At 70.0% G+C, this 26,233-nt stretch carries 27 protein-coding genes, 1 tRNA gene and 1 pseudogene; 10 read left to right on the plus strand and 19 right to left on the minus strand.

Features of this window, described 5'->3' with window-relative positions:
• Window positions 1-444 precede the first annotated feature (444 nt).
• Entirely contained in the window at window positions 445-681 is a 237-nt protein-coding gene (locus GA0070216_RS32855) for a hypothetical protein (protein ID WP_141723285.1), read from the minus strand.
• Between the two features lie 181 nt (window positions 682-862).
• Between GA0070216_RS32855 and GA0070216_RS36780 the strand changes: the two genes are divergently transcribed.
• On the plus strand, window positions 863-1,042 hold the full coding sequence (locus GA0070216_RS36780; protein ID WP_425413215.1) for a DUF1254 domain-containing protein: 180 nt from the start codon (window positions 863-865) through the stop codon (window positions 1,040-1,042).
• Here GA0070216_RS36780 and GA0070216_RS32865 read toward each other — a convergent pair.
• Window positions 1,017-1,172, minus strand: a complete 156-nt coding sequence (locus GA0070216_RS32865) for a transposase (RefSeq protein WP_218108356.1) — start codon at window positions 1,170-1,172, stop codon at window positions 1,017-1,019. The two genes, GA0070216_RS36780 and GA0070216_RS32865, sit on opposite strands and share 26 nt — an antisense overlap.
• A gap of 83 nt (window positions 1,173-1,255) precedes the next feature.
• Here GA0070216_RS32865 and GA0070216_RS32870 point away from each other — a divergent pair.
• The 6 genes and pseudogenes from GA0070216_RS32870 (at window position 1,256) to GA0070216_RS32895 (ending at window position 8,968) form a co-directional block, all read left to right on the plus strand.
• Window positions 1,256-1,967 (plus strand): annotated as a pseudogene (locus tag GA0070216_RS32870) (IS6 family transposase).
• Between the two features lie 432 nt (window positions 1,968-2,399).
• Window positions 2,400-2,711, plus strand: a complete 312-nt coding sequence (locus tag GA0070216_RS32875; protein WP_245722886.1) for an acyl carrier protein — start codon at window positions 2,400-2,402, stop codon at window positions 2,709-2,711.
• A 4-nt stretch (window positions 2,712-2,715) separates the two neighbouring features.
• Window positions 2,716-5,577, plus strand: coding sequence for a type I polyketide synthase (locus tag GA0070216_RS32880; RefSeq protein WP_091254605.1), 2,862 nt, complete (start codon window positions 2,716-2,718; stop codon window positions 5,575-5,577).
• Window positions 5,574-7,139 (plus strand): fatty acid--CoA ligase, encoded by a 1,566-nt coding sequence (locus GA0070216_RS32885; RefSeq protein WP_091254607.1) that lies wholly within the window; start codon window positions 5,574-5,576, stop codon window positions 7,137-7,139. Before GA0070216_RS32880 ends, GA0070216_RS32885 begins: the two co-directional genes overlap by 4 nt.
• Before the next feature lie 62 nt (window positions 7,140-7,201).
• A complete protein-coding gene (locus GA0070216_RS32890) occupies window positions 7,202-8,020 on the plus strand; it encodes a helix-turn-helix domain-containing protein (protein WP_091254610.1) in 819 nt (272 codons plus the stop codon).
• 66 nt (window positions 8,021-8,086) lie between these two features.
• On the plus strand, window positions 8,087-8,968 hold the full coding sequence (locus GA0070216_RS32895; protein WP_245722887.1) for an AfsR/SARP family transcriptional regulator: 882 nt from the start codon (window positions 8,087-8,089) through the stop codon (window positions 8,966-8,968).
• A 113-nt stretch (window positions 8,969-9,081) separates the two neighbouring features.
• Here GA0070216_RS32895 and GA0070216_RS34910 read toward each other — a convergent pair.
• Window positions 9,082-9,174, minus strand: a tRNA-Thr gene (locus GA0070216_RS34910).
• 192 nt (window positions 9,175-9,366) lie between these two features.
• Here GA0070216_RS34910 and GA0070216_RS32900 point away from each other — a divergent pair.
• Complete coding sequence (locus GA0070216_RS32900; protein ID WP_091254685.1) at window positions 9,367-10,362, plus strand: bifunctional lysylphosphatidylglycerol flippase/synthetase MprF; 996 nt, start codon at window positions 9,367-9,369, stop codon at window positions 10,360-10,362.
• Between the two features lie 48 nt (window positions 10,363-10,410).
• Window positions 10,411-10,572, plus strand: a complete 162-nt coding sequence (locus tag GA0070216_RS34915; RefSeq protein ID WP_176739264.1) for a hypothetical protein — start codon at window positions 10,411-10,413, stop codon at window positions 10,570-10,572.
• Between the two features lie 198 nt (window positions 10,573-10,770).
• Here GA0070216_RS34915 and GA0070216_RS32905 read toward each other — a convergent pair whose 3' ends face one another.
• The 13 genes from GA0070216_RS32905 to GA0070216_RS32965 form a co-directional block, all read right to left on the minus strand.
• Window positions 10,771-11,907 (minus strand): IS701 family transposase, encoded by a 1,137-nt coding sequence (locus GA0070216_RS32905; protein ID WP_091254619.1) that lies wholly within the window; start codon window positions 11,905-11,907, stop codon window positions 10,771-10,773.
• 235 nt (window positions 11,908-12,142) lie between these two features.
• On the minus strand, window positions 12,143-12,607 hold the full coding sequence (locus GA0070216_RS32910; RefSeq protein WP_091254623.1) for a MaoC family dehydratase: 465 nt from the start codon (window positions 12,605-12,607) through the stop codon (window positions 12,143-12,145).
• Window positions 12,604-13,410, minus strand: a complete 807-nt coding sequence (fabI, locus tag GA0070216_RS32915) for an enoyl-ACP reductase FabI (RefSeq protein WP_091254627.1) — start codon at window positions 13,408-13,410, stop codon at window positions 12,604-12,606. The genes GA0070216_RS32910 and fabI overlap by 4 nt, the downstream gene beginning before the upstream one ends.
• A 91-nt stretch (window positions 13,411-13,501) precedes the next feature.
• Window positions 13,502-14,725, minus strand: coding sequence for a beta-ketoacyl-[acyl-carrier-protein] synthase family protein (locus GA0070216_RS32920; protein WP_091254631.1), 1,224 nt, complete (start codon window positions 14,723-14,725; stop codon window positions 13,502-13,504).
• The gene (locus GA0070216_RS32925) at window positions 14,722-14,952 is read right to left on the minus strand and encodes an acyl carrier protein (RefSeq protein ID WP_091254634.1); all 231 of its coding nucleotides are present in this window, start codon (window positions 14,950-14,952) and stop codon (window positions 14,722-14,724) included. Before GA0070216_RS32925 ends, GA0070216_RS32920 begins: the two co-directional genes overlap by 4 nt.
• A gap of 1 nt (window position 14,953) precedes the next feature.
• Window positions 14,954-16,000, minus strand: a complete 1,047-nt coding sequence (locus GA0070216_RS32930; protein WP_091254638.1) for a beta-ketoacyl-ACP synthase III — start codon at window positions 15,998-16,000, stop codon at window positions 14,954-14,956.
• The gene (locus tag GA0070216_RS32935; protein ID WP_091254643.1) at window positions 15,997-16,980 is read right to left on the minus strand and encodes a ferritin family protein; all 984 of its coding nucleotides are present in this window, start codon (window positions 16,978-16,980) and stop codon (window positions 15,997-15,999) included. Before GA0070216_RS32935 ends, GA0070216_RS32930 begins: the two co-directional genes overlap by 4 nt.
• A 13-nt stretch (window positions 16,981-16,993) precedes the next feature.
• Window positions 16,994-17,545, minus strand: coding sequence for a flavin reductase family protein (locus tag GA0070216_RS32940; RefSeq protein WP_091254649.1), 552 nt, complete (start codon window positions 17,543-17,545; stop codon window positions 16,994-16,996).
• Window positions 17,546-17,555: 10 nt separating this feature from the next.
• Entirely contained in the window at window positions 17,556-18,053 is a 498-nt protein-coding gene (locus GA0070216_RS32945) for a hypothetical protein (RefSeq protein WP_091254652.1), read from the minus strand.
• A 47-nt stretch (window positions 18,054-18,100) separates the two neighbouring features.
• Window positions 18,101-18,583 carry a type II toxin-antitoxin system RatA family toxin gene (locus GA0070216_RS32950; RefSeq protein WP_091254655.1) on the minus strand — a complete coding sequence of 161 codons (483 nt, stop codon included), beginning with the start codon at window positions 18,581-18,583 and terminating at the stop codon, window positions 18,101-18,103.
• A gap of 8 nt (window positions 18,584-18,591) precedes the next feature.
• Window positions 18,592-19,881 (minus strand): aspartate aminotransferase family protein, encoded by a 1,290-nt coding sequence (locus GA0070216_RS32955; protein WP_091254657.1) that lies wholly within the window; start codon window positions 19,879-19,881, stop codon window positions 18,592-18,594.
• An 11-nt stretch (window positions 19,882-19,892) separates the two neighbouring features.
• On the minus strand, window positions 19,893-21,032 hold the full coding sequence (locus tag GA0070216_RS32960) for an acyl-CoA dehydrogenase family protein (protein WP_091254659.1): 1,140 nt from the start codon (window positions 21,030-21,032) through the stop codon (window positions 19,893-19,895).
• A gap of 35 nt (window positions 21,033-21,067) precedes the next feature.
• Entirely contained in the window at window positions 21,068-22,636 is a 1,569-nt protein-coding gene (locus GA0070216_RS32965) for an aldehyde dehydrogenase family protein (protein WP_245722889.1), read from the minus strand.
• 225 nt (window positions 22,637-22,861) lie between these two features.
• On the opposite strand from GA0070216_RS32965, the gene GA0070216_RS32970 reads away from it, so the two are divergent.
• Window positions 22,862-23,419, plus strand: a complete 558-nt coding sequence (locus tag GA0070216_RS32970) for an MmyB family transcriptional regulator (protein WP_091254664.1) — start codon at window positions 22,862-22,864, stop codon at window positions 23,417-23,419.
• Between the two features lie 64 nt (window positions 23,420-23,483).
• Here the strand turns inward: GA0070216_RS32970 and GA0070216_RS32975 are convergent, their stop codons facing one another.
• The 3 genes from GA0070216_RS32975 to GA0070216_RS32985 all read right to left on the minus strand — a co-directional run bounded on the left by GA0070216_RS32975 (window position 23,484) and on the right by GA0070216_RS32985 (window position 26,024).
• Window positions 23,484-23,906, minus strand: a complete 423-nt coding sequence (locus GA0070216_RS32975; protein ID WP_091254667.1) for a hypothetical protein — start codon at window positions 23,904-23,906, stop codon at window positions 23,484-23,486.
• A 64-nt stretch (window positions 23,907-23,970) separates the two neighbouring features.
• Window positions 23,971-25,065 carry an FkbM family methyltransferase gene (locus tag GA0070216_RS32980; RefSeq protein ID WP_091254670.1) on the minus strand — a complete coding sequence of 365 codons (1,095 nt, stop codon included), beginning with the start codon at window positions 25,063-25,065 and terminating at the stop codon, window positions 23,971-23,973.
• Window positions 25,062-26,024, minus strand: coding sequence for a fatty acid desaturase family protein (locus GA0070216_RS32985; protein ID WP_218108357.1), 963 nt, complete (start codon window positions 26,022-26,024; stop codon window positions 25,062-25,064). The genes GA0070216_RS32980 and GA0070216_RS32985 overlap by 4 nt, the downstream gene beginning before the upstream one ends.
• Window positions 26,025-26,233 lie beyond the last annotated feature (209 nt).

A 26,233-nucleotide genomic window follows, 5' to 3' on the forward strand; every position in this document is an offset into this window, starting at 1 on the left:
TCGCCAAACGCCTCACCACCGAAACCACCCCAACCTGGCGAGAACCCCCACAACCACAACACACACAAAATACGTGAATCAGACGTCCTCTGAGGATGCCTTGACCTTCGGTAGGCCCGATAGGGCAATCGCGTGGCGATACCGTCTGTCGATTTCCGAGGTCAGCTGCACCGATCGTTACTGGTCTTCGTGGGTGGGTGCAGTCGAGTACGGACCTCTGATCTGACCGGACTCGTGTGCACTACCGTCGCTTTCGTCTCCTGCTCCTGTACGCGGCGGTGAGGATTGACGGTGGACGAGGCGGGCGTGGTGCCCGAGCTTGGCGTGCTTACTAATACCTCGGAAGCAGGGGATCTGGCGGTTCGCCGCAGAGTGGTGGGGCAGGGCCGGGCGCCGGCAGCGGCCCCCGGCCCTGCCCTGCCCTGCCCTGCCCTGCCCTGCCGATCAGAATTCAGGGGCGTACTTGAAGTACCAACCGTCGTTGAGCGTGCCGGTCAGGTCGCGGTACAGACACTGCTGGGTGATGTAGGTGTTGGCGAACTCGGCGCGCTCGACGTCGCAGGCGGCCTTCGCCGGGTACGGGCCCACCCAGATCCACAGCAGTGCGTATGCCGGGCTGCCGAGCGTGAGGGTGGCGACGGCGGTGATGGCGGCCACGGTGAGTGCAAGCCTCTTCTTCATTCCAGTAGCTTATATGTCGATCGATGGACTTGGGGGGTGGCCGTATCTGAGGTTTCTGCTCAAAAGTGTGTCCACGCACGGATATGCAGCCTTGCAGTCGACCTCGAAAACCGACACGACCGTACCTTGACGGCTGTCGTTCTAACCCGTTTTGCCGCGAATGAGACGGTCGGTCGTGACAATGGTGTTGCGGGTAAACTTCGACACCCTCTACGCGAACTGCTGGCTGGACCTGACAGCCGGGCCGGTCACGTGCACGTGCCCGACAGCGACGACCGGGTGCTGTTGCGTTGGCGGATCGGTGGGCACGCCGAGCTGCGCCAGCCGGGCTCTGATCAGATCGCTCGTGCGAGTTCGGTGAACGCGGCGGCCACCCGCAGCGCGGGCGGAACGTCGGTGGCGAGTTCGTAGTGTCCGCGTCGGAGGTTCTGCACGAAGGCGTGTCCGGTGACGATCGTCTGGAGGGTGCGGTCGGTGCGGAGTCCGCGCATCGGTCTGAGCGGGCCTATTGCGTTGGGCGAAAGCATGATCGACTCCGGCTTGTCCGGTGTGGTCTGCTGGGCCGGTGAGGTCGCTGTCTCGTTTCCGGTCCTGGTCTCCGCCGCCGTCGGCGTTCCTCGGCTTTCGGTTCCCGCTTGAGGTGATCGTTTTGGCGGTCCGCTGGTATCTGCGGTTCAACCTCTCCTACCGGGATGTGGAGGAGTTGCTGGTCGAACGCGGTGTCGAGGTGGATCACGTGACGGTCTACCGGTGGCCAGCAGCGGTTCACCCCGCTGCTGGCCGACGCCGCCCGGTTCGCTCGCCACTCACCTGGTGACCGCTGGTTCGTGGACGAGACCTACCTCAGGGTCAACGGTAGCTGGCGTTACGTCTACCGGGCAGTCGACCAGCACGGGCAGGTCATCGACGTGCTCGTATCGGCGCGTCGGGACGCCGCCGCAGCCCGACGGTTCTTCCACCGGGCGCTGACCACGCTGAAGATCATGCCCAGCGAGGTCGTAACCGACGCCGCTCCCGCCTATGCCAAGGTGTTGGAGGACTTGGTCCCGGCGGCGTGGCACCACGTCGAACGACATGCCAACAATCCGATCGAGGCCGACCACAGCCAACTCAAGCACCGGCTCAGACCGATGCGCGGACTCCACACCGACCGCACCCTCCAGACGATCGTCACCGGACACGCCTTCGTGCAGAACCTCCGACGCGGACACTACGAACTCGCCACCGACGTTCCGCCCGCGCTGCGGGTGGCCGCCGCGTTCACCGAACTCGCACGAGCGATCTGATCAGAGCCCGGCTGGCGCAGCCCGGCGTGCCCACCGATCCGCCAACGCAACAGCAACCGTCATCGCGGAACTCTCGGGGATAGGGCTTGGGCACAGCGACATCCTTCCAGCCCGCCACCAGGGCAAGCCATCTCAGTTGTCACCTACCGGTGCAGCAGACCCCTGCGTCGCGGCAGCATGCGGACGCGTCGGGGTGCGGTCGACCCGGTGGAACGTGACGGGACGCTGACACGGCGCTTTCAGCGCGCTTACATGACGTGGACAGGACGGCCGCGCACCGCTTCGCTGAAGCCACGGTCTCGTCCGAGACCGGCCGACGTGCCCACCGTGCGTATGAAAGGGCGGTCCTTTATGGCACCCATCACGCCAAGCGTCGAATCCTTGCGTGACCTACCCCGGTCGGAACGGCGAGAGGCGCTGGAAACCTTGGTGGTGACCGAGTTCAAGACCGCCCTGTTGATGACCGAACAGGACGATCTGCCGCTGGACGAGAGCTACTTCGACCTGGGGTTGACCTCACTCACCGTCAACGATCTCAAGCAGCGGCTGGAGAGCCTGCTGTCCCGCGAGATCGACGGGACTCTGCTGTTCAACAGCCCGACGGTGCAGCGGCTGCTGGATCACCTAGAGGAGGACGTGCTGGCCGACCTGTTCGCCGGCACCGCCGAACCCGCCCGGCAGGTCGCCGCGCCGGCCCGCGACGCGCTGGTGGACGACCTTCTCGCAGAGCTGTACCAGGGGTGAACTGATGGAAGCCAAGGAGCAGTTGCGGGCGCTGTTACTGGAAAGGTACGAGCCGATCGCCGTGGTCGGCGTCGGCCTGCGCCTCCCCGGCGGCAACGACACGCTGGACGCATTCATCGACTTCCTCTCCGCCGGCCGCAGCGCGACCGTGCCGATCCCGGCGGACCGCTGGGACGCCGTGGCGTACGCCCACCCCGGCCGGGGTGGGATAGCCACCACGGCGGGCGGCTTCCTGGAGGGTCTGGACCGGTTCGACGCCCGCTTCTTCAACATCTCACCCAAGGAGGCGAACTGCATGGATCCGCAGCAGCGCCTCGTCCTCGAGACGGCGTGGGAGGCCCTGGAGCACGCCGGCATAGACCCCACCTCGTTGCGCCACGGCGATGGTGGGGTCTATCTCGGCGCCGGCTCGATGGATTACGCGTTCGAGCTGGGTGAGCTGCCCGACCATGAGCTCGACGGTCACCTCTCCGCCGGGGTCGCGCACTCGGCGGTGTCCGGCCGGCTGTCGTACGTGCTGGGCTGGCGCGGGCCGAGCATGACCGTGGACACCGCGTGCTCGGCGTCGCTGGTGGCGCTGCACCTGGCCGTGCAGGGGCTTCGGCGCCGCGAGTGCGGGATCGCGCTGTGCGGGGGGGTCAACGCGATCCACCATCCCCGGACGACCGCCTTGTTCGGCGACATGAACGCCCTCGCGCCGGACGGGACGTGCAAGACGTTCGATGAGCGCGCGGACGGGTACGGCCGTGCCGAGGGCTGCGGCATGCTGGTGCTCAAGCGCATGTCGGACGCCCGACGCGACGGCGACACCGTGCTCGGGCTGATCCGCGGCACGGCGGTTGGCCACGACGGCGAGAGCGCGGGCCTGACGGCGCCCAACGGCACCGCCCAGGAGGCGCTGATGCGGCGTGCCCTGGCGGCGGCGAACCTAACTCCCGGCGACGTGCAGTACGTGGAGGCGCACGGCACCGGCACCCCGCTGGGTGATCCGATCGAGCTGGGCGCCATCGGCGCGGTCTACGCGGATTCCCACACCGCCGAGCGGCCGGTGCTGGTCGGCTCGGTGAAGACCAACATCGGGCACCTGGAGCTGGCCGCCGGCGTAGGCGGCGTGCTCAAGGTGTTGGCCCAGTTGCGCGCCAGCACGGTCTTTCCCCACCTGAACCTGACCGAGCCGTCCTCCCGGATCCCCTGGTCGATCCTGCCGGTCGATGTGCCACGGGAGCACCGGCCCTGGCCGGGCCCGGTCCGGCGGGCGATGGTCAACTCGTTCGGCTTCGCCGGCACCATCGCCTCGGCGGTGGTCGAGCAGGCCCCACCGGTGTCCCGGCCACAGCGCCCCCCGTCCGGGCCCGGTGTGCTGACACTCTCCGCAAAGTCGCCCCGGGCGCTGCTCGGGCAGGTGGAACGGCTGCTCGCGGCCGGCACCGAACACGACATCGGAGACCTCTGCCACACCACCAACGTCGCGCGGGCGCACCTGCCGTACCGACTGGCCGGAGTGGTGCGCGACCATGCCGGCCTGCGGCAGCTGCTGGCGGAGTGGCGCGAAGTCGCGACGCTGCAGCCCTCGGCCGACATACGCAAGGTTGCTTTCCTCTGCACCGGCCAGGGCGCGCAGAAGGTCGGCATGGGCGCGGAGCTCTACCGTCGGCAACCGGTCTTCCGACGGTGGGTCGACGAGTTGGACGCCCTCTTCGCCCCGCATCTGGGCCGGTCGGTCAAGGACCTCGACGAGACGCTGATGCAGCGCACCCGGTACGCCCAGCCTGCGCTGTTCACACTGGAGTACGCGCTGGCCCAGCTCTGGCTCTCCTGGGGTGTACGACCCAACGTGCTGGCCGGGCACAGCCTGGGCGAGGTCACCGCTGCGGCCGTCGCAGGCCTGTTCTCGCTGGACGACGCGGCATGCCTGGTGGCCGCCCGGGGCCGGCTGATGGAGTCCGTGACCGAGCCCGGTGGCATGGTGTCGGTCCGCGCCTCCGCCGCCGAGGTCGCGCCGCTGATCAAGGCGTACCCGGACCTGGCGCTCGCGGCGATCAACGCGGCACGGCAGTGCGTGGTATCCGGCGGCGTCGGGTCGCTGGCCGCGGTCCACTCGGCGGCCGACGAGCGCGGCTGGCGGCCGACCCGGCTGGCCGTGTCGCACGCGTTCCACTCGCCGCTGATGGCCGGCGTGCTCGACGAGTTCCGGGCGGAGCTGGCCGGCATCGCGTTCCACGAACCGAAGTTCCCGCTGGTCTCCGCAGTGACCGGGCAGATGGCCCGGTGGCGGCAGATCGCCACGGTGGACTACTGGGTGCGCCACATCTGCGAGCCGGTCGACTTCGCCGCGGCGGTGCGGACTGTGGAACGGCGCGGCCGGCACGCGTTCCTGGAGATCGGCCCGTCCGGCACGCTGATCGGGTTGGCCCGCGCCGGGGTGGCCGATCCCGCCGCGCACGCCTGGGTGCGCAGCCTGCACGACGACGACACGGTGCTCAAAGGGCTGGCCGGCCTGCACACCGCCGGGGTCGCGGTGTCCTGGCGCGCGGTGCACGACGGGACCGACCGCCGGCGGGTGGAACTGCCGCCGTATGCGTTCGACCGGCAGCGCTACTGGCTGGGTGAGACCACCACGGCCGACCCGGAGTCCGAGGCGGACGACGGCGACCCGGTCCGGGCCGTGGTGGCCCGGGTCCTGGGCTTCCCGAGCAGTGCCGCCGTGCCGGTGGACGTGACCTTCACCGAACTGGGACTGGACTCGCTCGCCGCCGGTGAGCTCGTCGAGGCCCTCGGTGCCGCCGTCGGCCGACCGGTGGCACTGACCACCGTGTACGACCACCCCACCGTCCGTAGCCTCTCGACGCATCTGGAGCGGCCGTGACCACCCGACCCGACACGCTGGGCGCCGTCCCGGGCCAGCAGGCCGCCCGGCAGCCCGACCACCTGGCCATCATCTCCGAGGGCACCGAGCTCACCTATCGTGACCTGCACCTGAACAGCAACCGCACGGCGCACGCGCTGCACGCCGCCGGGGTGGGCCGGGGGGCCCGGGTGGCGCACCTCGGCCTGGAGTCGGCGGCGTACTACGAGATCGCCTTCGGCTGCGCCAAGATCGGCGCGGTGCTGACCCCGGTGAACTGGCGGCTCACCCCCGGCGAGGTGGCCGACCTGCTCGGCGACGCAGATGCCGAACTGGTGTTCGTGCGGCAGGACTACCTCGCGATCGTCGAGGGGCTCCGGGACCGGTTGCCCCGGCTGCGCACGGTGGTGGCGATGGACACGCCGCAGCGGCCCGGAAGCGGGTACCGCGCCTGGCGCGACGGGCACCCGGACACCGATCCGGACGTGCCGGTGGACCCCGCGGATCCGGTGGCCCAGATCTACACAAGCGGCACCACCGGCCGGCCCAAGGGGGTCGTCCTGCCACACCGTAGCTTCTTCGCGCTCGGTCGCGCGATGGCCGAGCGCGATCTGGACTGGGTCGACTGGAAGCCCAGCGACCGTAGCCTGATCGCTCTGCCCGCCTTCCACATCGCTGGGCTGTCCTGGGCGATGCAGGGGTTCACCGCCGGGGTCACCAACGTGGTGATGCCGATGTTCGTCAGCTCCGACGCGGTGCGGTTGATCCGCGACCTCGGCGTCACCACCACCTTCGTGGCGCCGGCCATGTTGCAGATGATGCTGGCCGAGCCGGGTTCCCGTTCGGCGTTCGACTCGCTGCGCAAGGTGGTCTACGGCGGGTCGCCGATCGCGGAGGCCCTGCTGCGCCGGTGCCTGGAGGTCATTCCGGCGGACTTCGTGCAGGCGTACGCCGCGACCGAGACGGGCAACGCGGTGGCGCTGTTGCCGCCCGAGGACCATGTGCCCGGCAGCCCGCGGCTCAGGGCAGCCGGACGGGCCTGCCCCGGTGTGGAGATTCGGCTGGTCGACCCCGCCGGGCAGGAGGTCGCGCCGGGCCAGGTCGGTGAGGTCTGCGTACGCTCTGCGGCGCTGATGTCCGGTTACTGGAAGCGGCCGGCGGAGACCGCGAACGCCCTTACCGACGGCTGGCTGCGGATGGGTGACGCCGGCTGGCAGGATGCCGAGGGCTACCTGTACCTGTGCGACAGGGTGAAGGACACCATCATCGTGGCGGGGGAGAACGTCTACCCGGCCGAGGTGGAGAACGCGCTGGTGCAGCATGTGGACGTGTCCGAGGCGGCGGTCGTCGGCGCGCCGCACGAGCGGTGGGGTGAGTCGGTGCACGCCTGCGTGGTGCTGCGGCCGGGGGCTCAGGTCAGTCCACGCCAGTTGATGATGTCGCTCAAGGGACGGGTCGCGGACTACAAGATCCCCACCAGCTACGCGTTCCTGGACAGCCTCCCGCGCAATCCGACCGGTAAGATCCTGCGGCGGGAGCTTCGCGACGATTTGTGGCGTGGGCGTGAGACGGGGATCCACTGAGAGTATCGACCAGTGGCTGTGCGTATCAGTTCAATAACCCAGCGTCAGTGTATGATTTCGGCATGGTGCAGCAGGCAGAGCAGACCAACCGTTCGGCCGGTGGCATTCTGCGGTATTGGCGGGAGAGCAGGCGCCTGAGTCAGCTCGAACTGTCGACGCGGGCGGGGATCTCCACCCGGCATCTCAGCTTCGTCGAGACCGGACGCTCTCGGCCGAGCCGGGACATGGTGCTGCACCTGGCCGAGCAACTCGACATTCCGTTGCGGGCCCGTAACCAGTTGCTGCTCGCTGCGGGATACGCGCCGCAGTTTCCGGAGACACCGCCGGACTCGCCGGCGCTGGCGGCGGTCCGCACGACGGTCCGTCAGGTGCTCGTGGCGCAGGAGCCGTTCCCGGCGTTCGCCGTCGACGGGGCCTGGAACATGCTCGACTCCAATGACAGCGTGCGAATCTTCACCGAGGGGATCGACAAGGACCTGCTGCGCCCGCCGGTGAATGTGCTGCGGGCCAGCCTGCACCCGCGCGGGCTGGCCCCCCGCATCATCAACCTCCCGCAGTGGCGGTGGCATGTGCTGACCCGGTTGTACCGGCAGGCCGCGATGCAGGGCGATCCCATGCTGGCCGCCCTGCACGAAGAACTGCGCAGCTATCCCGGCAGCGAGCAGATGCCGGACGCCTCGTCCGAGGAGCAGTCCACCGGCATCGCCGTGCGGCTGCGTCTTCGCCACCACGACCGCCAGCTCTGTTTCCTCAGCACGGCCACCGTTTTCGGCACCCCACTGGACGTCACGGTGGCCGAGCTGACTGTGGAGACCTTCCTGCCTGCGGATCCGTACACCAGCGAGGTGCTGCGCCCCTGGCGCCCGGTCGCTCAGCACTGACCCGCAGCCCCGGTACGTATTTACCTCCTAAGTAATTGCCTGATCCTGCATTGCAAGATAGCTTTGATGAGTTTTAAGGCAATGATGCCTGGCAATATGTATCAGCATATCGGAACTCAAGAAGGGAATGCGTTCCGGGTCGGTGTGGACGGGGGAGGATCGTTGGACATTTCTATCATGGGGCCCATCGAGATCATGTCCGGTGGATCTCTCGTGGAGATCAGGGGTGCCATTCAGTGTCTGTTGCTCGTCACCTTGGTGGTGAACAACGGGCGGCCGCGCACCAGTAGCGTGCTGATCAAGGAGCTGTGGGACGGCAGCCCACCACGCAATCCGGAGAATGCGCTCCAGGCCCACATCAGCCGGTTCCGAAGCCGACTGAAGGAGCTGGAACCGGACGCGCCGAGCCGGCTGATGCGGTCTACCACCGGCTACCGACTGCGCTTCGAACCTCACGAGCTCGACGCCAACCGGTTCGTCGGCTGTCTGGACGAGATGCGCAGCAAGCCCGACATGCCGCCCGACGAGGCGGTGCGCCGGCTGCGCGAGACGCTCCAACTGTGGCGCGGCCCCGTCTTCGACTCGATGGAGGGTGGCAGCATCTGCCGCGCCGCTGCGGCCCGCTACGAGGAGTCCCGGCTCAGCCTGCTGGAACTGCTCTACGACAACGAGCTGAAGCTCGGCCGGCACGCCGAAATCATCCCGGAACTGCGAGAGCTCATCGAGGTGAGCGGACCCAACGAACGGCTCTGCGAACAACTCATGGTGGCGCTGTACCGGGCCGGCAGGCAGACCGACGCGCTGGCCGTCTACCGGCAGATGTGGACCAGGCTCAAGGACGAGATCGGCATCGAACCTTCCCCCGTGCTGCGCCGCTACGAACGCGCCATCCTGACCCATCACCCGGTGCTGAACCGCACCGCCGACCACCTCGCCCTGCACCGCTGAAGCCGGTCGGGCGGCGGGTACGGCCCGTAGTGCGCTGCGGGTCGTACCCGTGTGTCGACTGCCGCACGAAAAAGGATCTGGTGGCCACTTCGCGCCACCAGATCCCGTTTCCGCGGAGAGGGCAGGATTCGAACCTGCGTGGGTCACTCAGGACCCGGCCGAGCTCACGAGCCCGGCCCCCGGTCGGCCACTACGGGCACCTCTCCAGTAATCTCACCGGCCGCCTTCCGTCCTTCTGCAATCATTCTGCACCCTCGCCCTGATATCGCACTGACATCGCGCTGACGCCGGTCGACACAAATTTTCCCCACCCTTCTGTGGTCAACTCCCTTGATTCGCCGGTCGTCGGTGGCCTACATTTACTATTATTCGAGTGACGTCAGATCGGGGTGATCGCCATGACGGAAACGCTTTCCCCGTCACTCCGGATCCATGAATCCATCCGGCGTGACGACGTGGACAATCCCAGTGCGTTTCTTGCCACCAATGCGGGAAACTCGGTGTTCACCGCCCCCGGGCGCGACGGCGTCGTCGTCTATCGCACGGCAGGGCGCTGGCTGGTGCAGTTCGGTGGCGTGTTCGCGGCCCCGCCGGACCAGACGCCGATCCTGCGGGCGTTCCGCGAGTTCGCCGCCGCCCGCCAGCGCCGGGTCGTCGCGGTGCAACTGCAACCTGCGGACGCGGAGCGGTACGCCGCGCAGGGCTGGACGGTGAACCAGATTGGCGGCTCGTACGCGGTCGACCTGTCTACCTTCTCATTGGCCGGAACCCGCTTCATGCGGCTGCGCAACAAGATCTCCCGGGCGCACCGCTCCGGACTCACCGTGCACGAGGTCGACGCCGCCGAGTGGTACGACCGGATGCGCGCCCTCGACCGCGACTGGCTGCAGAGCAAGGGCGAGCATGCCACCGAGCTGGAGTTCCTGGTCGGCCAGTACGGCGGTGAGATGCAGCCCTTGCGTCGCCTCTTCGTCGGCCTCATCGACGGCGAGCTGGCCGGCTACATCTCCTACTCGCCGGTCTACGGCAGCCGGCCCGGTTGGATGCATGACCTGAGCCGGCGCCGCCCCGACGAGACGCCAGGCCTGATGGAAGCCATCAACCGGGTCGCCATCGACCGCTTCACCGCAGAGGGGGTGCGCTGGCTGCACTTCGGCTTCACCCCGTTCACCGCATTGGACGAGGCGCTGGAGCTGCCCGGCCACAGCCCGGCCTTCCGCACCCTGATGAACCTGCTCTGGCAGTACGGGGAGGCGGTCTACCCGGCGCGTACCCAACTGGACTACAAGATGAAATGGGCGCCTGACGTGGTGCTGCCGGAGTACATCGCGTTCGATGGTCCGGCCAGCGTGACGGGTTTCGCCCACGTCTTCCGGGCCTGTGCCGCCTTCTGAGCGGCAAACGCCCGCGCCACCATCCGCATCGAACGAGAGGAGCCCTACATGACGACTGTGCCGGAATCGACCCCGACCCCGCTGGAAGCGGCTTCCATGCAGGTTCTGCAGTCCTTCGCCGCGGTCTGCGCGGCTCCCGACGACGAGACCGTCGCCGACGGGGCCGAGGCCGCGCTGCGACACCTGGACGACCTGCTGCGCGCCGTCTGATCATCGAACTACCGGAACCTAGTACTGCAACGGCAGTTGGTCAGGGGTAGCCGCGTCGTCGGTAGTGGCATGTTCGGGCCTGGTGTTGGCGGCGTCGTCGCCATCGGGACCAAGCCCAGATGCGCTGGGGTTCATGGATGTGTCGCACTACGAGTGCGGTGAGGAGTCTTCGGATCTCCGGTACCGTGTAGCCGATCATCATGCCGTCGCCGGCGCTGGTTCCCCTTTTGCCGCAAAGGATCTGGCCACGGACAGCCAGGCGTGGGCGGCCATCGCGAGGGTGATGTGGGCGTACCAGGCCCGCCAGTCACGCACCTGGTACTCGTCGAGGCCGGCTTCGTTCTTGGCCTGCTGGAAGCACTCCTCGATCGCCCACCTCGCCCCGGCGACACGAGCGAGGTCGACCAGGCGGGTGCGGCGAGGCCCGTAGCAGACGTAGTAGGCGATCTCGCCGGTGGTGATGCTGCGCCGGGCCAGGAGCCAGTGTCCACGGCCCGGTTTCCAGCAGACCCGTACCGGGATCCGAGCCCACCAGTACTCGCGTGGGCCGTGCGCTCCGGCGCCGGCTGAGAGTCGGCACCACGCCCGAGCGGGCAGGGCGGCGATGAGCTCGTCGGCGCGGGCGGTCCCCATCGTCGTGGTGATCATGTCGTCGTTACGGCGGGTCGCGACCACATAGCCCACATCGCGCTGTTCCAGCCACACCCGCAGGGACTTCGACTGGCCGTAGGCCTCGTCCATGGTCACCCACCCCACCGGCACCCCCGCGTCCAGGGCGCGAGCGAGCATCTGGCGGGCCATCTGCACCTTCGTGGCGAACGCCACCTCGTCCGGGATGCCCGCGGACCGGCACCGGTCCCGGTCATCGGTCCACGAGGTCGGAAGGTAGAGCTGCCGGTCGATCAACGCGTGTCCCTGGGATGACCGGTAGGCCAAGAACACCCCGACCTGGCAGTTCTCGGTCCACCCGGCCGTGCCGGAGTACTGGCGTTGCACCCCGGCCGACCGTGTGCCCTTCTTCAGGAAACCGGTGTCATCGACGATCAGCACGCCCTGCCGGTCGCCGAGGTGTTCGATCACGTAGTCGCGCATGTCATCACGGACAGCGTCGACGTCCCAGTCCGCCCACCGCAACAACCGCTGCATCCCGTCCGGCGACACATCCCCGGCCTGCTCAGCCAGGGTCCACCCGTTCTTACGGGCCAAGCCCGAGACCAGCCCACACAGGTACTGCCGCGCCCGCCGACGCGGCTCCGACCGGCGAAACCGCACCCCGATCCGAGCATGAAGCCGATCCAACTCCCCATACCAACGATCGACATCAACGTCCGCCACGACCTGACCAACGAACCCGACCCGAAGGCGATTCGCCTACTGCCGTTGCAGTACTAGGCCCGTCCCTGTTGGCGCCGCGATCGCGTGCCGCCGTGTCCGGCCCGGCCGGGGGTCGCCTCCCCCCGGCCACGTGCCGAGCGTTGGCCACGTGCCGAGCGTTGGCCACGTGCCGAGCGTTGGCCACGTGCCGAGCCGGCCGGACGTACCCGTCCGGCCGGCTCAGGTCTGCTGTCGATCAGTCGGCGACGCTGCGGTAGAGCAGGATCGCCTCGGCCCGCAGCGCCGGCTCCGCGTTACCCTCGGTCTCCACGGTGACCGCGTACCGGGCCTCCTGGTAGTCGCGGGCCCGGGGCCGGCTGGCCGCCAGGGTCACCCGGCCCCGGACCCGGTCGCCGGCCCGCACCGGGCTGAGGAACCGGGCCCGGCAGATCTCCCGGTTGACCGTGAGCAGGCAACCGCCGACGTCGACCACCTCGGCGATCATCGGCGGCACTAACGCCAGGGTCAGCATGCCGTGCGCGAGCGTGCCCCCGTACGGTCCGGTCGCGGCACGGCCGGCGTCCACGTGGATCCACTGGTGGTCGCCGGTGACCGCAGCGAACGCCTCCACCCTGGCCTGGTCGACCTGCTGCCATCGCCCGACGCCGAGCTCCTGGCCGACCAGGCCGGCCAGCTCCGCCGGCGAGGCCAGGCGCCTCATCGCGTCGCCCCGGCCACGACCGGGGCGCCGACGCCCGCCGCCACCGCATGCGCGCCGCCGTCGACGTGCAGCACCTCGCCGGTGACGGCCGGTAGCCAGTCCGACCAGAGCGCGCACACGGTGCGCGCCACGGCCGACGCGTCCTGCACGTCCCAGCCCAGCGGAGCCCGGTCCGCCCAGGTGCTCTCGAACAGGTCGAACCCGGGGATGGAGGTGGCCGCGACGGTCCGCAAGGGACCCGCCGCGACCAGGTTGACCCGGGTGCCCTGCGGGCCGAGCGCGTGCGCCAGGTACCGGCAGCAGCTCTCCAGCCCCGCCTTGGCCACACCCATCCAGTCGTATCCGGGCCACGCCTGACCCGCGTCGAAGTCCAGGCCCACCAGCGAGCCACCGCCGGCTGCGGCCAGCAACGGGCCGAAGTGCCGGCCGAACGCGGCGAAGGAGTACACCGACACGTGCAACGACGTGCCCGCGTCGGCCCAGGACGTGTCCAGGAAGTTGCCCCCCAGCGCGTCGGCGGGGGCGTACGCCACGGCGTGCAGGACGCCGTCCAGCCGGCCCCAGCGGCGGTGCAGCTCGTCCGCCACGGCGGTCAGCTGCTCGGGCCGGGTCACGTCGCACTCCAGCACGTCGCACGGTGGGTCCATGGTCGCGGCGAGCCGGCGGGTGATCCGCAGGCCGCGCCCGAAGCCGGTCAACACGACCTCCGCGCCCTGCTGCTGGGCCAGGGCTGCGGCGGCGTACGCGATCGACCGGGTGTTCAGCGCACCGGTGACCAGCAGACGTCTTCCCTCGAGAAGCATGGTTACCTCCGGACGAGTCATTGCGGCAGGTCTTGTCGTGGCGGAACGGCGCCGGCGCGGGCGGTCGACGCGCGCCGGGCCGTTCCCGGGATCAGGCGCGGGACACCGCCAGGACGGCGTTCTGCCCGCCGAAGCCGAAGGAGTTGCTCAGGGCGAGGTCGATGCGCCGTGGCGTGGGCTTGACGGCCACCGCCAGGTCGACCGCCGGATCGAGGGTGGTGAGGTTCGCCGTGGGCGGCACCAGGCCCTCCTCTATCGACCGTACGGTGAGCACCGCCTCGACGGCCCCGGCGGCGCCCAGGCAGTGCCCGGTCACGCCCTTGGTGGATGTCACCAGGGCGTCCGCTCCGCCCAGGACCCGACGCAGCACGCCCGCCTCGGTCACGTCGTTCAGCGGGGTCGACGTGCCGTGCGCGTTGACGTGGTCGACGTCGCCCGGCGCCGCTCCGGCGTCCGCCAGGGCGGCGCGCAGCGCCAGTTCGATGCCGCGCCCGGACGGGTCGGGAGCGGTGACGTGGTGCGCATCGGCGGAGGCACCGAACCCGGCGATCCGGGCCCGTACCCGGGCGCCCCGGGCGGACGCGTCCGCCTCCCGTTCCAGGATCAGGATGCCGGCACCCTCGCCCGCGACGAATCCGTCCCGGTCCACGTCGAACGGCCGGGAGGCACCCCGTGGGTCGGCGTTGCGCCGCGACAGCGCCCGCATCTGCGCGAATCCTGCCATCTCCAGAGGCGTGATCATCGCCTCGCTACCGCCGGTCACCACGACGTCACAGCGGCCGGCCAGCAGCAGGTCCCGGGCGAGGCCGATCGCGGTGGCGCCAGAGGCGCAGGCGGTGGCCACGGTCAGGCTCGGGCCCAGAGCGCCGAGCTCGATGGAGGCCGTACCGGCCAGCATGTTCGCCAGGTGCATGGGCAGCAACTGCGGCAGCACGGCGGCGGGCCCTTCGGTGAGCAGCACCCGGCTCTGCTGCTCGACGGTGGCGGTGCCACCGGCGGTGTTGCCCAGCACCACCCCCACCCGCGCCCCATCCCAGCCGGCGTGGTCCAGCCCGGCGTCGGCGACCGCCTCCCGAGCCGCCACCAGCGCCAGCTGGACGAACCGGTCGAGCCGCCGAGCGGCCCGCGGGCCGAGCAGGCGGGCCCCGTCGAAGTCCGGAACCCGGCAGGAAATGGTCACCGGGCCGTCCGCCAGGATCGGGTCGTGGTCGGCGGTGGGTTCGCCGGCGCAGACCCGGTCCCAGCCGGCCGGCAGTCCGATGCCGGCCGGCGAGACCAGGCCCAGACCGGTCACCGCAACGGAGACGGCCATCAGACCCTCGCGCTCCGGCTCTCCACCAACCGGGCGATCTGGTCGATGCGGGCCGCCTCGGCCAGCTCGACGTCGGTGACCCGCGCCCCCAGCTCGCTCTCGATCACCAGAGACAGCTCGACCACGTCGAGCGAGTCCAGCTCCAGGTCGGTCAGCGACCGGTCGGGGGTGATCTCGGCGGGGTCGATCTGGAACTTGCTGGCGACGATGTCCTTGATCTGGTCGTACATGTCACTCTCCGTCCGTGAGGTCGAAATCGGGCTCCCCGTCGGCCGGAAGGTCCGGCCAGACGAGCGTGGTGGCGCCCCAGGTCGCGCCGCTGCCGAACGCGGCCACCAGGGCCCGGTCGCCGGGGCGCAGCCGGCCGTCGGCGTGGGCCTGGGCCAGCAGCAGTGGGATGGAGGCGGCCGCAGTGTTGCCGACGTGCTCGATGTTGGACAGCGGCTGCCCGGCGGTCAGGCCGAGGCGTTCCGCGACTGCTGTGGCGATGCGGGCGTTGGCCTGGTGCGGCACGAACCGGTCCACGTCCGCCACCGTCCACCCGGCGCGCTCGAGCGCCCGACCGGCGGACTCGGACATCCGCTGCACGGCGTTGCGGTACATGTCGTTGCCGCGCATCTGGAAGTAGTGATCTTCGGCAACCGCCGTCACGTTGGCCGATCGCTGTCGAGACCCGCCGGCAGGGATCATGCCCAGGTCCGCCAGGCGCCCGTCGCTGCCCAGGTCGCACGGCCCGAGAGCACCGGACTCGGCCGCGTCGCCGGCCCGCAGCACCACCGCGCCGGCGCCGTCGCCGAAGATGACCGCGGTGGTGCGGTCCTTCGGATCCACGATCGTCGAGTACGTGTCCGCGCCGATCAGCAGCACCCGCCGGAAGTCGCCACCGGCGAGCATGCCGGCCGCGGTCGCCAGGCCGTACACGAATCCGCTGCACACCGCCGCGATGTCGAAGGCCGCCACGCCGGACAGACCCAGCCTGGTGGCGACCTCCGGCGCGGTCGCCGGCACCGGATGGTCCGGCGTGGCGGTGGCCAGGACCACCGCGTCGACGGCGTCGGTGCCGGCGCAGGCGAGCGCGCGCCGGCCGGCCGCGGCGGCAAGATCCGCGGTCGCCGTGCCGGCGGTCACCCACCGGCGGCTGGCGATACCGGTCCGGCTGCGGATCCACGCATCGGTGGTGTCCAGGTAAGCGGCGAGTTCCGCGTTGGTGACCACCCGGCGCGGCAGTGCCGCACCGATTCCGGACACCACCGCGCGAACGCCGAAGGCAGTGGTCACGGCTGCGTCCCGAGCAGGATCGGCAGCGCGTCCGCCAGGCCCATGTACTCGAGTCGGCTGACCGCCATCTCCTCGGTCCACCGGTCCGCCGTGTCGTAGCGCTCGTCGGGGTCGGTGTCGAGCAGCAGGCGGCCCGGCCACACCTCGTAGCCGGCGAGCAGTTCGGCGTGGTCGGCCATGCCCTTCTGGAACAGCTCCTCGCGGGCCATCACGTACCGGCGGTCCGGCAGCTCGTCCCAGAGCCGGCGGCCGTCGCGCATGATGTCCAGCAGATGGTCGCGGTATTCCGGGTGGCGGATCAGGTGCTCGCGGATCAGCGAGCTGCCCACCGTGAGGTGGCGTATCTCGTCGATGGCTGCGCCCCGGGCGATCTCGCCGGCGGGCGGGTCGAGCCGTTCCCACTTGCGCTCGCTCAGTTCGGCCGCCGGCGCGAGGACCCCCTCGATCACGATGGTGAAGACGGCCACCCCGCCGATGAAGTCGCCGTCGTCGCGGATCACGCGCTGGGCGTACCGCTCGATCGGGTCCAGCACCTCGCGGGTGTAGTCGGCTGACACCTCGGCGATCGTGTCCGCCAGCCGGTCGGCGGGCACGCCCAACTCCACCAGGTGGTCGCGGAAGATCTGGGCGTGCCGGGCCTCGTCGATGAGTTGGGTGGCGTAGAAGTCCCGCTCGGCCACGCCGGGGGCGTTGGCCACGTAGTGTCCCAGCAGGCGGGTCGCCTTGTCCTCCGCGACCGAGCGCTGCGCCAGCTCCAGCACGAGGCTGTCCCGCAACGGCCCGGGCGCCCGCATGAACTCGGGCGTCTCGCACCCGTCGGCGTGGCCGGTGCGCGCCCGTCCGGCCAGCGTCCCCTGGGCGACCGACTCCAGCCAGTACGCCAGGCCGCACTGCTCGGCGGTGAGGGTCAGCGACTTCGCTCCGTCGAGCAGGCCCGGGGCGGTATCCCAGCCGGCCTCCGCCGGCGTCGTGGTGGTCATGGTTGGTCCCTTCTCAAGAACGGACGGCCAGGGCGGACGCAGTCGCCCGCCCGGAGCCGCGGGTGACGGGGTGTAGGACGCCCTCGTGCATCTGGCCGGAAAAGTGCAGCAGCGGATTGCCCTCTCCGGCGCTGCCGCCGGTGACCTCACCGAGCAGCAGGTCGTGGTCGCCGGCCGGTATGCGTCGGTGCAGGTCGCAACTGAACGACGCCAGGGCCCCGTCCAGGCGCGGCGCATCGGTCACCGGGTCCGGCTGCCACGTCAGGTGGTCGAACTGGGCCGCTCCGGACGGCCGGCCCGGGTCGGCGAACCAGGCCGCCACCCCGGCCTGGTGTTCGGCCAGCACGTTGACGGTGAACCGGCCAGCGGCCGAGGCGAGCCCGGTGAAGGTGGACCAGCGGCCCAGGCAGACCGCCACCAGCAGCGGCTGCCGGGACACCGCGCTCAGCGAGCTGACCGTGGTGCCGTGCAGCGTGTCGCCGTGCCGGACGGTCAGCACCGACACACCCGAGACGATCCGGCGGACGGCCCTGCGGTACCCGACGGTGCGGTCTTCGGCGGACATCGGAGGCCCGTCAGTGCACGTCGGCGGTGGCCGTCGGCGCCAGGGCGGGAGTGGCCGCCGACCGTGGCGGGTACCCGAGCGCGGTGAGCAGGCGGTCGTAGGCCGGATCGGCGTGCGGCTCGAACGGTAGGTTCAGCGGCTTGAGGAAGTTGCCGAACAGGCCGCGGTCGCCGAACAGGTGGAACGGCACCGCGAGCAGCGCCCACTCCGGCCCGGCGATCAGGCACCAGGCGATCACCACCAGGCCCTGGGTGAGCAGGCTGTGCATGGTGTTGTAGAGGTAGTAGAAAATCTTAGGGATGTGCCCGTCGCCGCTGCGGCGAAAGGCGATCGCGCCCGGGATGTACCCGATCAGGTCGATGTGGAGGAACAGCGCCACGGCGGGCAGCCAGCGGATCTCGTGCCAGTGCAGGACACCGAGCACCGTGGTGGCGGCGAAGCCCAACAGGTACTCACCGCGGTGCGCGAGGAAGGTCCGTGGTGTCTCGAAGGGGTTGGCGGCGTCCATCGTCGGCTCCTTGTTGGTCGGACGTGGCGGGTGGGGGTGGCCGCCGGTCAGGCGGTGGCGGGCGCGGTGGTGGGCAGCTCCATCGGGGTGCGCAGCACGGCCCGGTCGTAGATGCCGGTGACGACGAACGCGATGGTCTCCCGGATGACCCGTTCGGCGATCGGGTCGAGAATGCCGGCGAGGCTGGGGATGCCGAAGTCGAAGTCGGCCCGAAACGTCAGCTCCGTGTCCGGGCCGGCGGCGACCAGCGTCCACTCGCCGGTCAGCTCGTCGAAGTCACCGGTGGTCTGGGCGAAGGTGATCCGGCCCCGCGCCGGTTCGAACACCTCCTCCTCGGTCCAGCGCAGCAGCCCGCTGCGGAAGTGCAGCTCCCAGTCGGAGCGCCCGGTCGGCTCGGGCAGGGACCGGTGCACCACCGCGGAGCGCACGTGCGGGGCGAGTTGCGGATAGCGGTCGAACCGGATGATCTCCGGGAGAACCTGCTGCGGAGTGTGGTCGGGGATCAGTGCGGTCAGTTCGACGCGTCGCATGCGGCGACTCACCGTCCTTCCGGCATTCGGGCGCCCTGAGCGATCAGGTCGCGGGTGGCACGGTCGAAAGCGGTCAGCAGGAACTGCACGTCGCGTTCGGCCAGGACAGCCGGCGGCGTGAAGCGGACGACACTGCTCGCGGTCATGGAGTGGTTGGCGACCACCCCGTGGTTGAATAGCTCGATCAGCAGCTCACCGGCCAGGCCCGCCTCGACCAGCTCGACACCGATCAGCAGGCCCTCGCCCCGGACGTCGACGACCAGGTCGCCGCAGTTCTGCCGGGCGATCCGGGCGATCTCGGGCAGCAGCCGGGCGCCGAGCACCCGGGCCCGCTCCACCAGGTCGTCCTCCTGGATGGCGCGGATCGCTCCCTCCACCCCGGCCATCAGCAACGGCTGGCCCGAGAAAGTGGCGGTGTGCAGGTAGGGATCCTTGTCGAACGGTGAGAACGCGGCGGCGCTGGCCACCGCGGCCGACACCGGCACCACCCCGCCACCGAGCGCCTTGCCGGTCAGCAGCACGTCCGGGGTGACCCCGTACCGGTCGGCGCCCCACCAGTGGCCGAGCCGGCCCAGCCCGGTCTGCACCTCGTCGAGGATGAAGAACGCGCCGAACTCCCGGCACAGTTGCTCCACCCTGGGCAGGTAGCCGTCCAGCGGCAGGATTACGCCGCCCTCGCCCTGCACCGGTTCCACGATCACCGTGCACTCGCCGGGGTGGTCCCGCAGCTCGGCCTCGAGCGCGTCCGCGTCACCGAACGGCAGGTGCGTGGTGTCCGGCAGCAACGGGCGGAACGGCCGTTGGTACACGTCCTTGGCGGTGGCCGACAGGGCACCGATGGACTTGCCGTGGTAGCCACGGCGCATCGACACCAGCCGCCGCCGGCCGTGGGCGCGGCCCAGCTTGATCCCGGTCTCCACCGCCTCGGCCCCACCGAGGGCGAAGTGCACCCGGTCCAGGCCGGCCGGCGTGATCGAACAGAGCAGCTCGGCCGCGCGACCGACGGCCGGTTCCAGCAGCACCCGGGTGGCGGTGGGATGCCGGTCCAGCTGCGCCCGAACGGCCTCGATGACCCGGGGGTGCCGCGCACCCATCAGCAGCACGCCGTAGCCGCCGCAGTTGAGGAACTCCCCGCCGTCGTCGGTCCACAGCCAGGCGCCCTCGGAGGCGACCTCGAGATGGCTGCCGAACAGCTCGGCCACGGTGGCCCGACCCTTGCTCAGGTGGGCACGGTAGCGGTCCAGCGTGAGTCGGGTCTGGTCCACGGCGGGCCGGGGACGGTTGTCGAGTACGGTCATGGCGGTTCCTCTCAGGACAGCGTCAGCGGGCCGCCGGACGCCCAGCCCACCAGTGCCTCGGCCGTGCTGGTACGCGACGGCGGGTGGAATGCCAGCGGCCGGGTGGCCGCTGCTAGGTAGGACACCTCGGGTTCGCCGATGAAGGCCATTCCCCCGAGCAGTTCCTGCGCGTTGGCGGCGACCTGCACCACGAGGTCCTGCACCGCGAACCGGGCGACCAGCACGGCCGCGACCGTGTCCTCGCCGACGTCGCCGTCCTCCAGCGCCCGGGCGACGCCCTCCAGCAGCCCCACCGCCGAGTCGACCCGCACCACCAGGTCGGCGCGGTCGGTGAGGCTGCCACGTCCGGCGGCGAGCACCCGCTCGGCCAGCGCGCTGGCCGCTCCGGCGTAGACCGAGGAGATCAGCAGCTCGAACCAGACGAAGCCGGCGGCCTGCAGGTCGTCCAGGCGGGTCGGGTCGTCCGACGTGGTGCGGACCACCAGGTCGTCGGGGACCAGGACGTCGTCCAGCCGCACCTCGTCACTTTCCGCGGCGGCCAGGATCGGGCTGCGCCAGAACGGGTGCACGCTGATGCCCGGCCGATCGGCCGGAATGAGCAGCATCGCAAGACCCGGTTCCCCGTTCTCGGCGGGCACGCTGACGCTGGCGGTGAACAGGTCCATCGAGTGCGCCAGGCTGCACGGTCGCTTTCCACCGCTGACCAGCCAGCCGCCCTCCGTCGGCACGGCGGTCATGCTGGGGGTGAGGATGTTCTGGTTGGTCCGGCCCTCCGCCCAGCCGGACGCGGCGAGCAGGTTCTCCCCCGCGATCCGGGACAGCAGGCCGAGCTGCGCGTCAGTGAGCCGGCCTGGAGTGCCCGCCAGGGCGAACAGGGTGGCCGTGGTGAAGTGGTGCATGGTGACCGCGGCGCCGAGCGACGGCGAATCCGCCGCCAACGCCCGCATCACCCGCATCGCGGCCAGCGGACCGGCGCCCTGACCGCCGTGCTCGGCGGGGACGAGCAGGCCCGGACCACCGGCGGCCCGGAACGCGGCGAGCAGCGGCGAGCCGGGCGTCTCCCGGTCGAAGAAGGGGACCTCGGCGATGGCCTGGCTGAGGCCGGGGTGGTGTTTCTCGCACGCTTCGCGGGCGACGTCGAGTGAACGCATGTCGGTTGCCTTCCGTGACGGGTGGGAGCCGCGTGTCAGTGGCCGAACGCGGCCTGCCGGGGGCTGATCCCGGTCGACACGCTCACGCCCTGCACATGGGTGGTGGACAGCACCGGGTAGTTGGCCTCGCCGAGCGCGCCGCTGGTGAGACCGGTGCCGCCGTGCGTGGGCAGGTAAGGCAGGAAGCCGATGTGGGAGTCGTTGACCTTGAGCAGTCCGCCGTTGTGCACCCGGTCCACGAACGCGCCGATCACCTCGTCCGACCGCGACCACAGCGAGTTGCGCAGGCCGTACTCGTTCTCGTTGACGAAGGTCAGGACCAGGTCGAGCAGATCCTCGTCGGAGTCGCCGGCCGCCGGAACGATCACCGGCAGCAGCGGGAAGAACGTCTCGTGGCGGACCACGTCGAGCTGCCGCGCGCCGGCCAGGCCGTCGACGCGCACCACGGTCGGCTCCAGGAACACCCCGGAGTCCGACGGCGTCCCGTCGACCTCGATGCGCCGCCCGCCGCACACGATGGTGGCGCCCTGCTCGACCGCGTCGGCCAGCAACGCGAAAAAGCGTTCGCTGCGGCGCACCGGGGCGAGCAGGACGCCCTCGTCCTGCGGGAAGCCCGGCCGGATCCGGGCCGCCTCTCGGCAGACCAGTGCCATCAGCTCGTCGGCGATGGCCGGGTGCGCGACGACGTAGTTGGGCACCATGCAGATCTGACCGGAGCCGACGAAGCTCTCGGTGATCGCCTCGGCCGCCAGGGCGAGGTCCGCGTCGCGCCACACCACCAGGCCGTCGTTGCCGGCCAGTTCGAGCACCGGCTTCTTGCCCCGCTCCACGCACGCGCGCTGGACCCGCATGCCCTCCTCGGTGCCGCCGAAGTAGAAGACGTCGTCGACCAGCGGGTGCGCCAGCCAGCGGTCCATCACCTCGACCGGCTTGCCGCAGATGACATTGACCGTGCCGGGCGGCGCGTTCAGGTCCTGCAGCACCGGCGCGACCAGCTCGCGGACCAGGTGCATGGTGCTCAGGGCGATGCTGCGCGGGGCGCGAACCACGACGGTGTTGCCGGCGATCACCGACAGCAGAGCCAGCGCCGCGCTGGGCGCCGGGGCGTTCTGCGGCGGGTTCACCACGACCACGCCGTCCGGCAGCCGTCGGACCGTCAACCGCCGCTGCCCGTGCACGAACTCCGTCGAGAGCTGATGCCCGTACCAGGCCAGATTCTCCTCGCTGAGCACCTGCAACAGGCAGCTCAGCTCCCAGCCGGCCACTGTGCGCGGGTGCGCCTCGGCGACCAGCAGGTCCAGCATCTCGTCCCAGTGGGCGATCAGCCGCTCGCGGAACCGGCGGCCGAAATCGAGCCGCCGGGCCAGCGGCGTCGCCGCCCAGGCGGGCGCGGCGGTCGCCGCCGCCTCCACGGCCGCGTCGATGTCCGCCGGCCCGGCGACCGCGCAACGGCCCACCACGTACGGGTGGCGCATGACGTCGGCGTCCGGGTCGCGCTCCAACCGGCGTTTGAGGCTGACGCTGGTGAAGACGTCCTCCAGCAGCGCCCGGGAACTGACCGTGTACACCCAGCCGACGCCGTCCACGTCCTTGTCGCCGATCAAGGACCGGTAACTGCGGAGTCGCGCATCGGAATGCTCTGGTGATGTCGTCCGTATCGACATGAATAATCAATCCTTCCGACGCCATTGCGTAGAGCGCAGTGAATTCCCGAAGCGTTCTCGCCAATAGTGCGGCCCGGTTCTGACACTTCACTGACGAGACACTGATGTCCCTTCTTTACGTGTGACGTCATTGCCGGTAGGCGATGTCGGAGTTACTGTGCAGCCATGCCGGAGGACCGGGACATCGGTGTGGTGGAGGCCAGGGAGCTGCTGAGTGTGCTGTACGGGTACGAGCCGTACATGGTGTGCACACTGGATGCCGAGTGGAATCTGACGGCGTGCAACTACGCGTTCGAGCAGGTGATGGACACGGCGGCGCCGCAGCTACGTCGGCCGCCGGTCAACATGCTGCGCCTGGTGCTGCACCCGCGCGGCCTGGCCGACCGCGTGCACAACATCGGCGAGGTGCACGGGCACATGCTGGGCCAGCTACGCAGCCGGATACGCACCGCTCCCACCGAGTCCCTGCTGGCCCTGGAGCGGGAGATCAGCGCCTATCGGCTGTCCCACCCGGCGATGTCCGCGCCACGGCCGGCCCTGCTGCCCGTGCATCTCTGGATCGACTCGGTGTTGCTGCGCCTGAGCAGCGTCGCGATCCGGCTGGGCAACGGCTGGGATGGCGCCGCGGTGGGCCCGACCCTGGAGTGCCTGCTGCCAGCGGACGACGAGACGCGACGCTTCCTGCTGCGCCGCGGCACCAGCGGCGGGGACGTCGGGACCTGACGCGCGCCGACCCCGGTGCCGGGTAACCGCGGGACCGGGGCCGACCGATCGGCGTGGACCGCCGCTAGCTTCGCCGCAGACCAATCGCCTGGAGCAGCGCGAACGCGCCCACCACCACGCCCTGCAGGACCAGCCACGCGGTGCCGGCCACGGTGGCCGACAGCGCGTCGGTGGCCGCCACGACGATGCTGAGCACGAACCAGGCGGCGTTCAACGCGATGATCGCGGCGACGGCCGGCCGGCTCACGGTCGGGCGGGCGGAGAGGACGAAGACCACTACCCCGTAGGCGAGCAGGAAGACACCGACGGGATACTGCACCGACCGGTCGTACCCGAGGGCGGAGTGCAGCACCGGGGCCAGCGCGAGGTAACCGAGTCCATTGACCCCGGTCAGAATTGCGTCGAGCTTGAGAACGAGTCTCAGGAAACCGTCCGACGAACCACGCTCAGGCGCCTCGGCAGGGATCTGACCGCTGATCGATGACATTACTCGGCCTTTCGTCACACCGACAATTACGCCGACCGTAAGCGCTCCCGGATGGAGAGGGCAATTACCGCGCACGTAATGCGTCGACCACTACGACACGGACGGGCCGCGCCTCGGCCGGCAGCCGCTCGGCCAACCACGCCCCGAGCCGCTCTGCGGACAGGTCGAGACGGGTGCCCGCCGCCGCGGCGACCGGTCGCGGATCGTCGGCGTATCCGGGACGGATCGCCTGGACCGCGTATCGGCCGGTGCCCCGCAACAGGTCCTCCTCGGCGACGGTCAGCCGGAACCCACGGGCGGTCAGCAGCTCGCGCACCTTCCGCACCCGGCCCTCGGTGGGCGTGCCGGCCTCATCGTGCACTTCCATGCTGACCTGCTGGATGAGGGGCCAGTGGCGGTCGTCGACGCCGTGTAGCACGTCCAGCTCGGCGCGCTGCACGTCGATCTTCAACAGGTCGATGCGGGGCACCCCGGCCTCGTCGACGACTGCGGAGAGCGGACGCAGCCGGCACCGGCGCTCGCTGAGCTCGAAATCCTTGGCGACCAGTGCCTCGACCTGGGCCAGGTGCTCCTCGCGGCCGCTGGGGCCGTGCTCGCGGGCATTGTCGACGTACTGCTTGATCAGGTCGACCTCGTTGTCCAGGTCTGCGTACCCGCTGACGCACGACATGATCGAGATGCTCGGATAGAAGTTGAACGTGACCTCCTGCTCGCGGTCGGAGAGCCCGATCTCGAAGAGCTCGGCCGGCACGGCGTGCCGGGCCACGTTCATGGCCAGCGGCTCGAACACGTCGCGCACCGGCTCGAAGGCGTAGACCCGCGCGGACGGGCAGACCGCGGCGACGAAGAGGGAGAACATTCCGATGTTGGCGCCCACGTCGAAGACCACGGCGTCCTCGCGTAGCACGATCCCGCCCTGCAGATAGGACTTGGCCAGGAAGATCTCGTCGTGCAGGAACCGGGTCTCGTGCGGGTTGATCTGGGCCAGGCCGGCCACGGTGCCCTCGGCGGAGCCGTCGTCGGGCTGGCTGAACGGTACGACGTGCAGTTCGGTGTCGCCGGATGTCGACGGCACCCTCCGGGCGCGTGCGACGCCGGGATGCCGCAGGATCAGCTCGGCGGCGTCCGGCCGGACGCTGGTGGCGCTACGGTCGCTCACGCTCGCTCCTTCGTCGTCGTGCGGGCCTCGGCGCTGACCTTGGCCAGGTAGCGCGAGACCTCGCGGTAGGACTCCCAGACCGACACCTCGTAGTACGGGATGGCGTGCCGGGAGCAGTAGTCGATGACCATCGGACGGACATGGCGCAGGTTGGCCCGCGGCATGCTCGGGAACAGGTGGTGCTCGATCTGGTAGTTCAGCCCGCCGTACAGGAAGTCGGTCAGGTAGCTGGACCGGATGTTGCGGGAGGTGAGCACCTGACGGTGCAGCCAGTCGAGGTCGACATCGCTGCGGTAGACCGCCATCCCCTTGTGGTTGGGCGCGAACACCGCGCCCAGATACAGGCCGAACACGGCCTGGTTCAGCAGGACGAAGATCACCGCCTTCAGCGGCGACAGTTCGGTGACCACGGCGGCCAGGAACAACACGGCGTGCAGCAGGACCAACCCGAGTTCCAGCGCCGGCCGGCGCAGAGCGCCCTGACGTGCCGCCCGGAACCCGGAGGCGTGCAGCCGCCAGGCCTCCTGGCCGAGCAGGACGAAGAACATCACCGACTGGAAACGGATGACGAACCGCCGGAACGAGGTGGTCGCCTTGGCCGGCATCTCGTCCACGTCGAAGATGACCTGACGGCGCAGGGTGTCCGGGTCGAGGTCGAGGTTGTTGGGGTTGCTGTGGTGCCGGTTGTGGTGGTTGACCCACCAGCCGTAGGCGGTGCCCATCAGCAGGTTCATGTGCAGGATGCCGAGCAGTTCGCTCGCGCGCTTGGACTTGCTGATCTGTTTGTGGCCGGTGTCGTGGGCGATGAAGCCGGTCTGCACGAACGCCAGCGCCAGCACCACCGCGACAGCCAGTTGCCACCACGAGTCACCGATGAGGAAGAACGCCCACCAGCAGGCGGCCATCAACAGCAGATTCGAGGCGACCTTGGCGACGTAGTATTCCTTCCGTGGCCGCATCAGCCCGGCCTTTCTTACCTGACCGAAAAGGTCCTCGAATGTGCCGGTCGGCGATAGCGACACTGTGTCCTGACTGGCGGGCATCGTCGGTCTCCTTTTCGTTGGCGAGAACCCTTTCGAGGATGACACGGGCATCTGATGCGAAACTGACACGCAACTGATCGCACTGGCGTCCGCGCCCGAGAACGGCAGAAGGACCTGACCTATCG

Origin of the sequence: Micromonospora matsumotoense (assembly GCF_900091525.1) — a bacterium.
Lineage (GTDB): Bacteria > Actinomycetota > Actinomycetes > Mycobacteriales > Micromonosporaceae > Micromonospora > Micromonospora matsumotoensis.

Excerpts from the sequence above, each read along its gene's own strand:
- GA0070216_RS32960 (WP_091254659.1), bottom strand. The coding sequence starts at position 21,032 with ATGCGTTCACTCGACGTCGCCCGCGAAGCGTGCGAGAAACACCACCCC.
- GA0070216_RS32855 (WP_141723285.1), bottom strand. The coding sequence starts at position 681 with ATGAAGAAGAGGCTTGCACTCACCGTGGCCGCCATCACCGCCGTCGCC.
- GA0070216_RS32985 (WP_218108357.1), bottom strand. The coding sequence starts at position 26,024 with ATGCGGCCACGGAAGGAATACTACGTCGCCAAGGTCGCCTCGAATCTG.
- GA0070216_RS32895 (WP_245722887.1), top strand. The coding sequence starts at position 8,087 with ATGAGTTTTAAGGCAATGATGCCTGGCAATATGTATCAGCATATCGGA.
- GA0070216_RS32910 (WP_091254623.1), bottom strand. The coding sequence starts at position 12,607 with ATGAGGCGCCTGGCCTCGCCGGCGGAGCTGGCCGGCCTGGTCGGCCAG.
- GA0070216_RS32880 (WP_091254605.1), top strand. The coding sequence starts at position 2,716 with ATGGAAGCCAAGGAGCAGTTGCGGGCGCTGTTACTGGAAAGGTACGAG.
- GA0070216_RS32865 (WP_218108356.1), bottom strand. The coding sequence starts at position 1,172 with ATGCGCGGACTCCGCACCGACCGCACCCTCCAGACGATCGTCACCGGA.
- GA0070216_RS34915 (WP_176739264.1), top strand. The coding sequence starts at position 10,411 with ATGACGACTGTGCCGGAATCGACCCCGACCCCGCTGGAAGCGGCTTCC.
- GA0070216_RS32935 (WP_091254643.1), bottom strand. The coding sequence starts at position 16,980 with ATGACCACCACGACGCCGGCGGAGGCCGGCTGGGATACCGCCCCGGGC.
- GA0070216_RS32955 (WP_091254657.1), bottom strand. The coding sequence starts at position 19,881 with ATGACCGTACTCGACAACCGTCCCCGGCCCGCCGTGGACCAGACCCGA.
- fabI (WP_091254627.1), bottom strand. The coding sequence starts at position 13,410 with ATGCTTCTCGAGGGAAGACGTCTGCTGGTCACCGGTGCGCTGAACACC.
- GA0070216_RS36780 (WP_425413215.1), top strand. The coding sequence starts at position 863 with ATGGTGTTGCGGGTAAACTTCGACACCCTCTACGCGAACTGCTGGCTG.
- GA0070216_RS32945 (WP_091254652.1), bottom strand. The coding sequence starts at position 18,053 with ATGGACGCCGCCAACCCCTTCGAGACACCACGGACCTTCCTCGCGCAC.
- GA0070216_RS32975 (WP_091254667.1), bottom strand. The coding sequence starts at position 23,906 with ATGTCATCGATCAGCGGTCAGATCCCTGCCGAGGCGCCTGAGCGTGGT.
- GA0070216_RS32950 (WP_091254655.1), bottom strand. The coding sequence starts at position 18,583 with ATGCGACGCGTCGAACTGACCGCACTGATCCCCGACCACACTCCGCAG.
- GA0070216_RS32925 (WP_091254634.1), bottom strand. The coding sequence starts at position 14,952 with ATGTACGACCAGATCAAGGACATCGTCGCCAGCAAGTTCCAGATCGAC.
- GA0070216_RS32970 (WP_091254664.1), top strand. The coding sequence starts at position 22,862 with ATGCCGGAGGACCGGGACATCGGTGTGGTGGAGGCCAGGGAGCTGCTG.
- GA0070216_RS32890 (WP_091254610.1), top strand. The coding sequence starts at position 7,202 with ATGGTGCAGCAGGCAGAGCAGACCAACCGTTCGGCCGGTGGCATTCTG.
- GA0070216_RS32900 (WP_091254685.1), top strand. The coding sequence starts at position 9,367 with ATGACGGAAACGCTTTCCCCGTCACTCCGGATCCATGAATCCATCCGG.
- GA0070216_RS32940 (WP_091254649.1), bottom strand. The coding sequence starts at position 17,545 with ATGTCCGCCGAAGACCGCACCGTCGGGTACCGCAGGGCCGTCCGCCGG.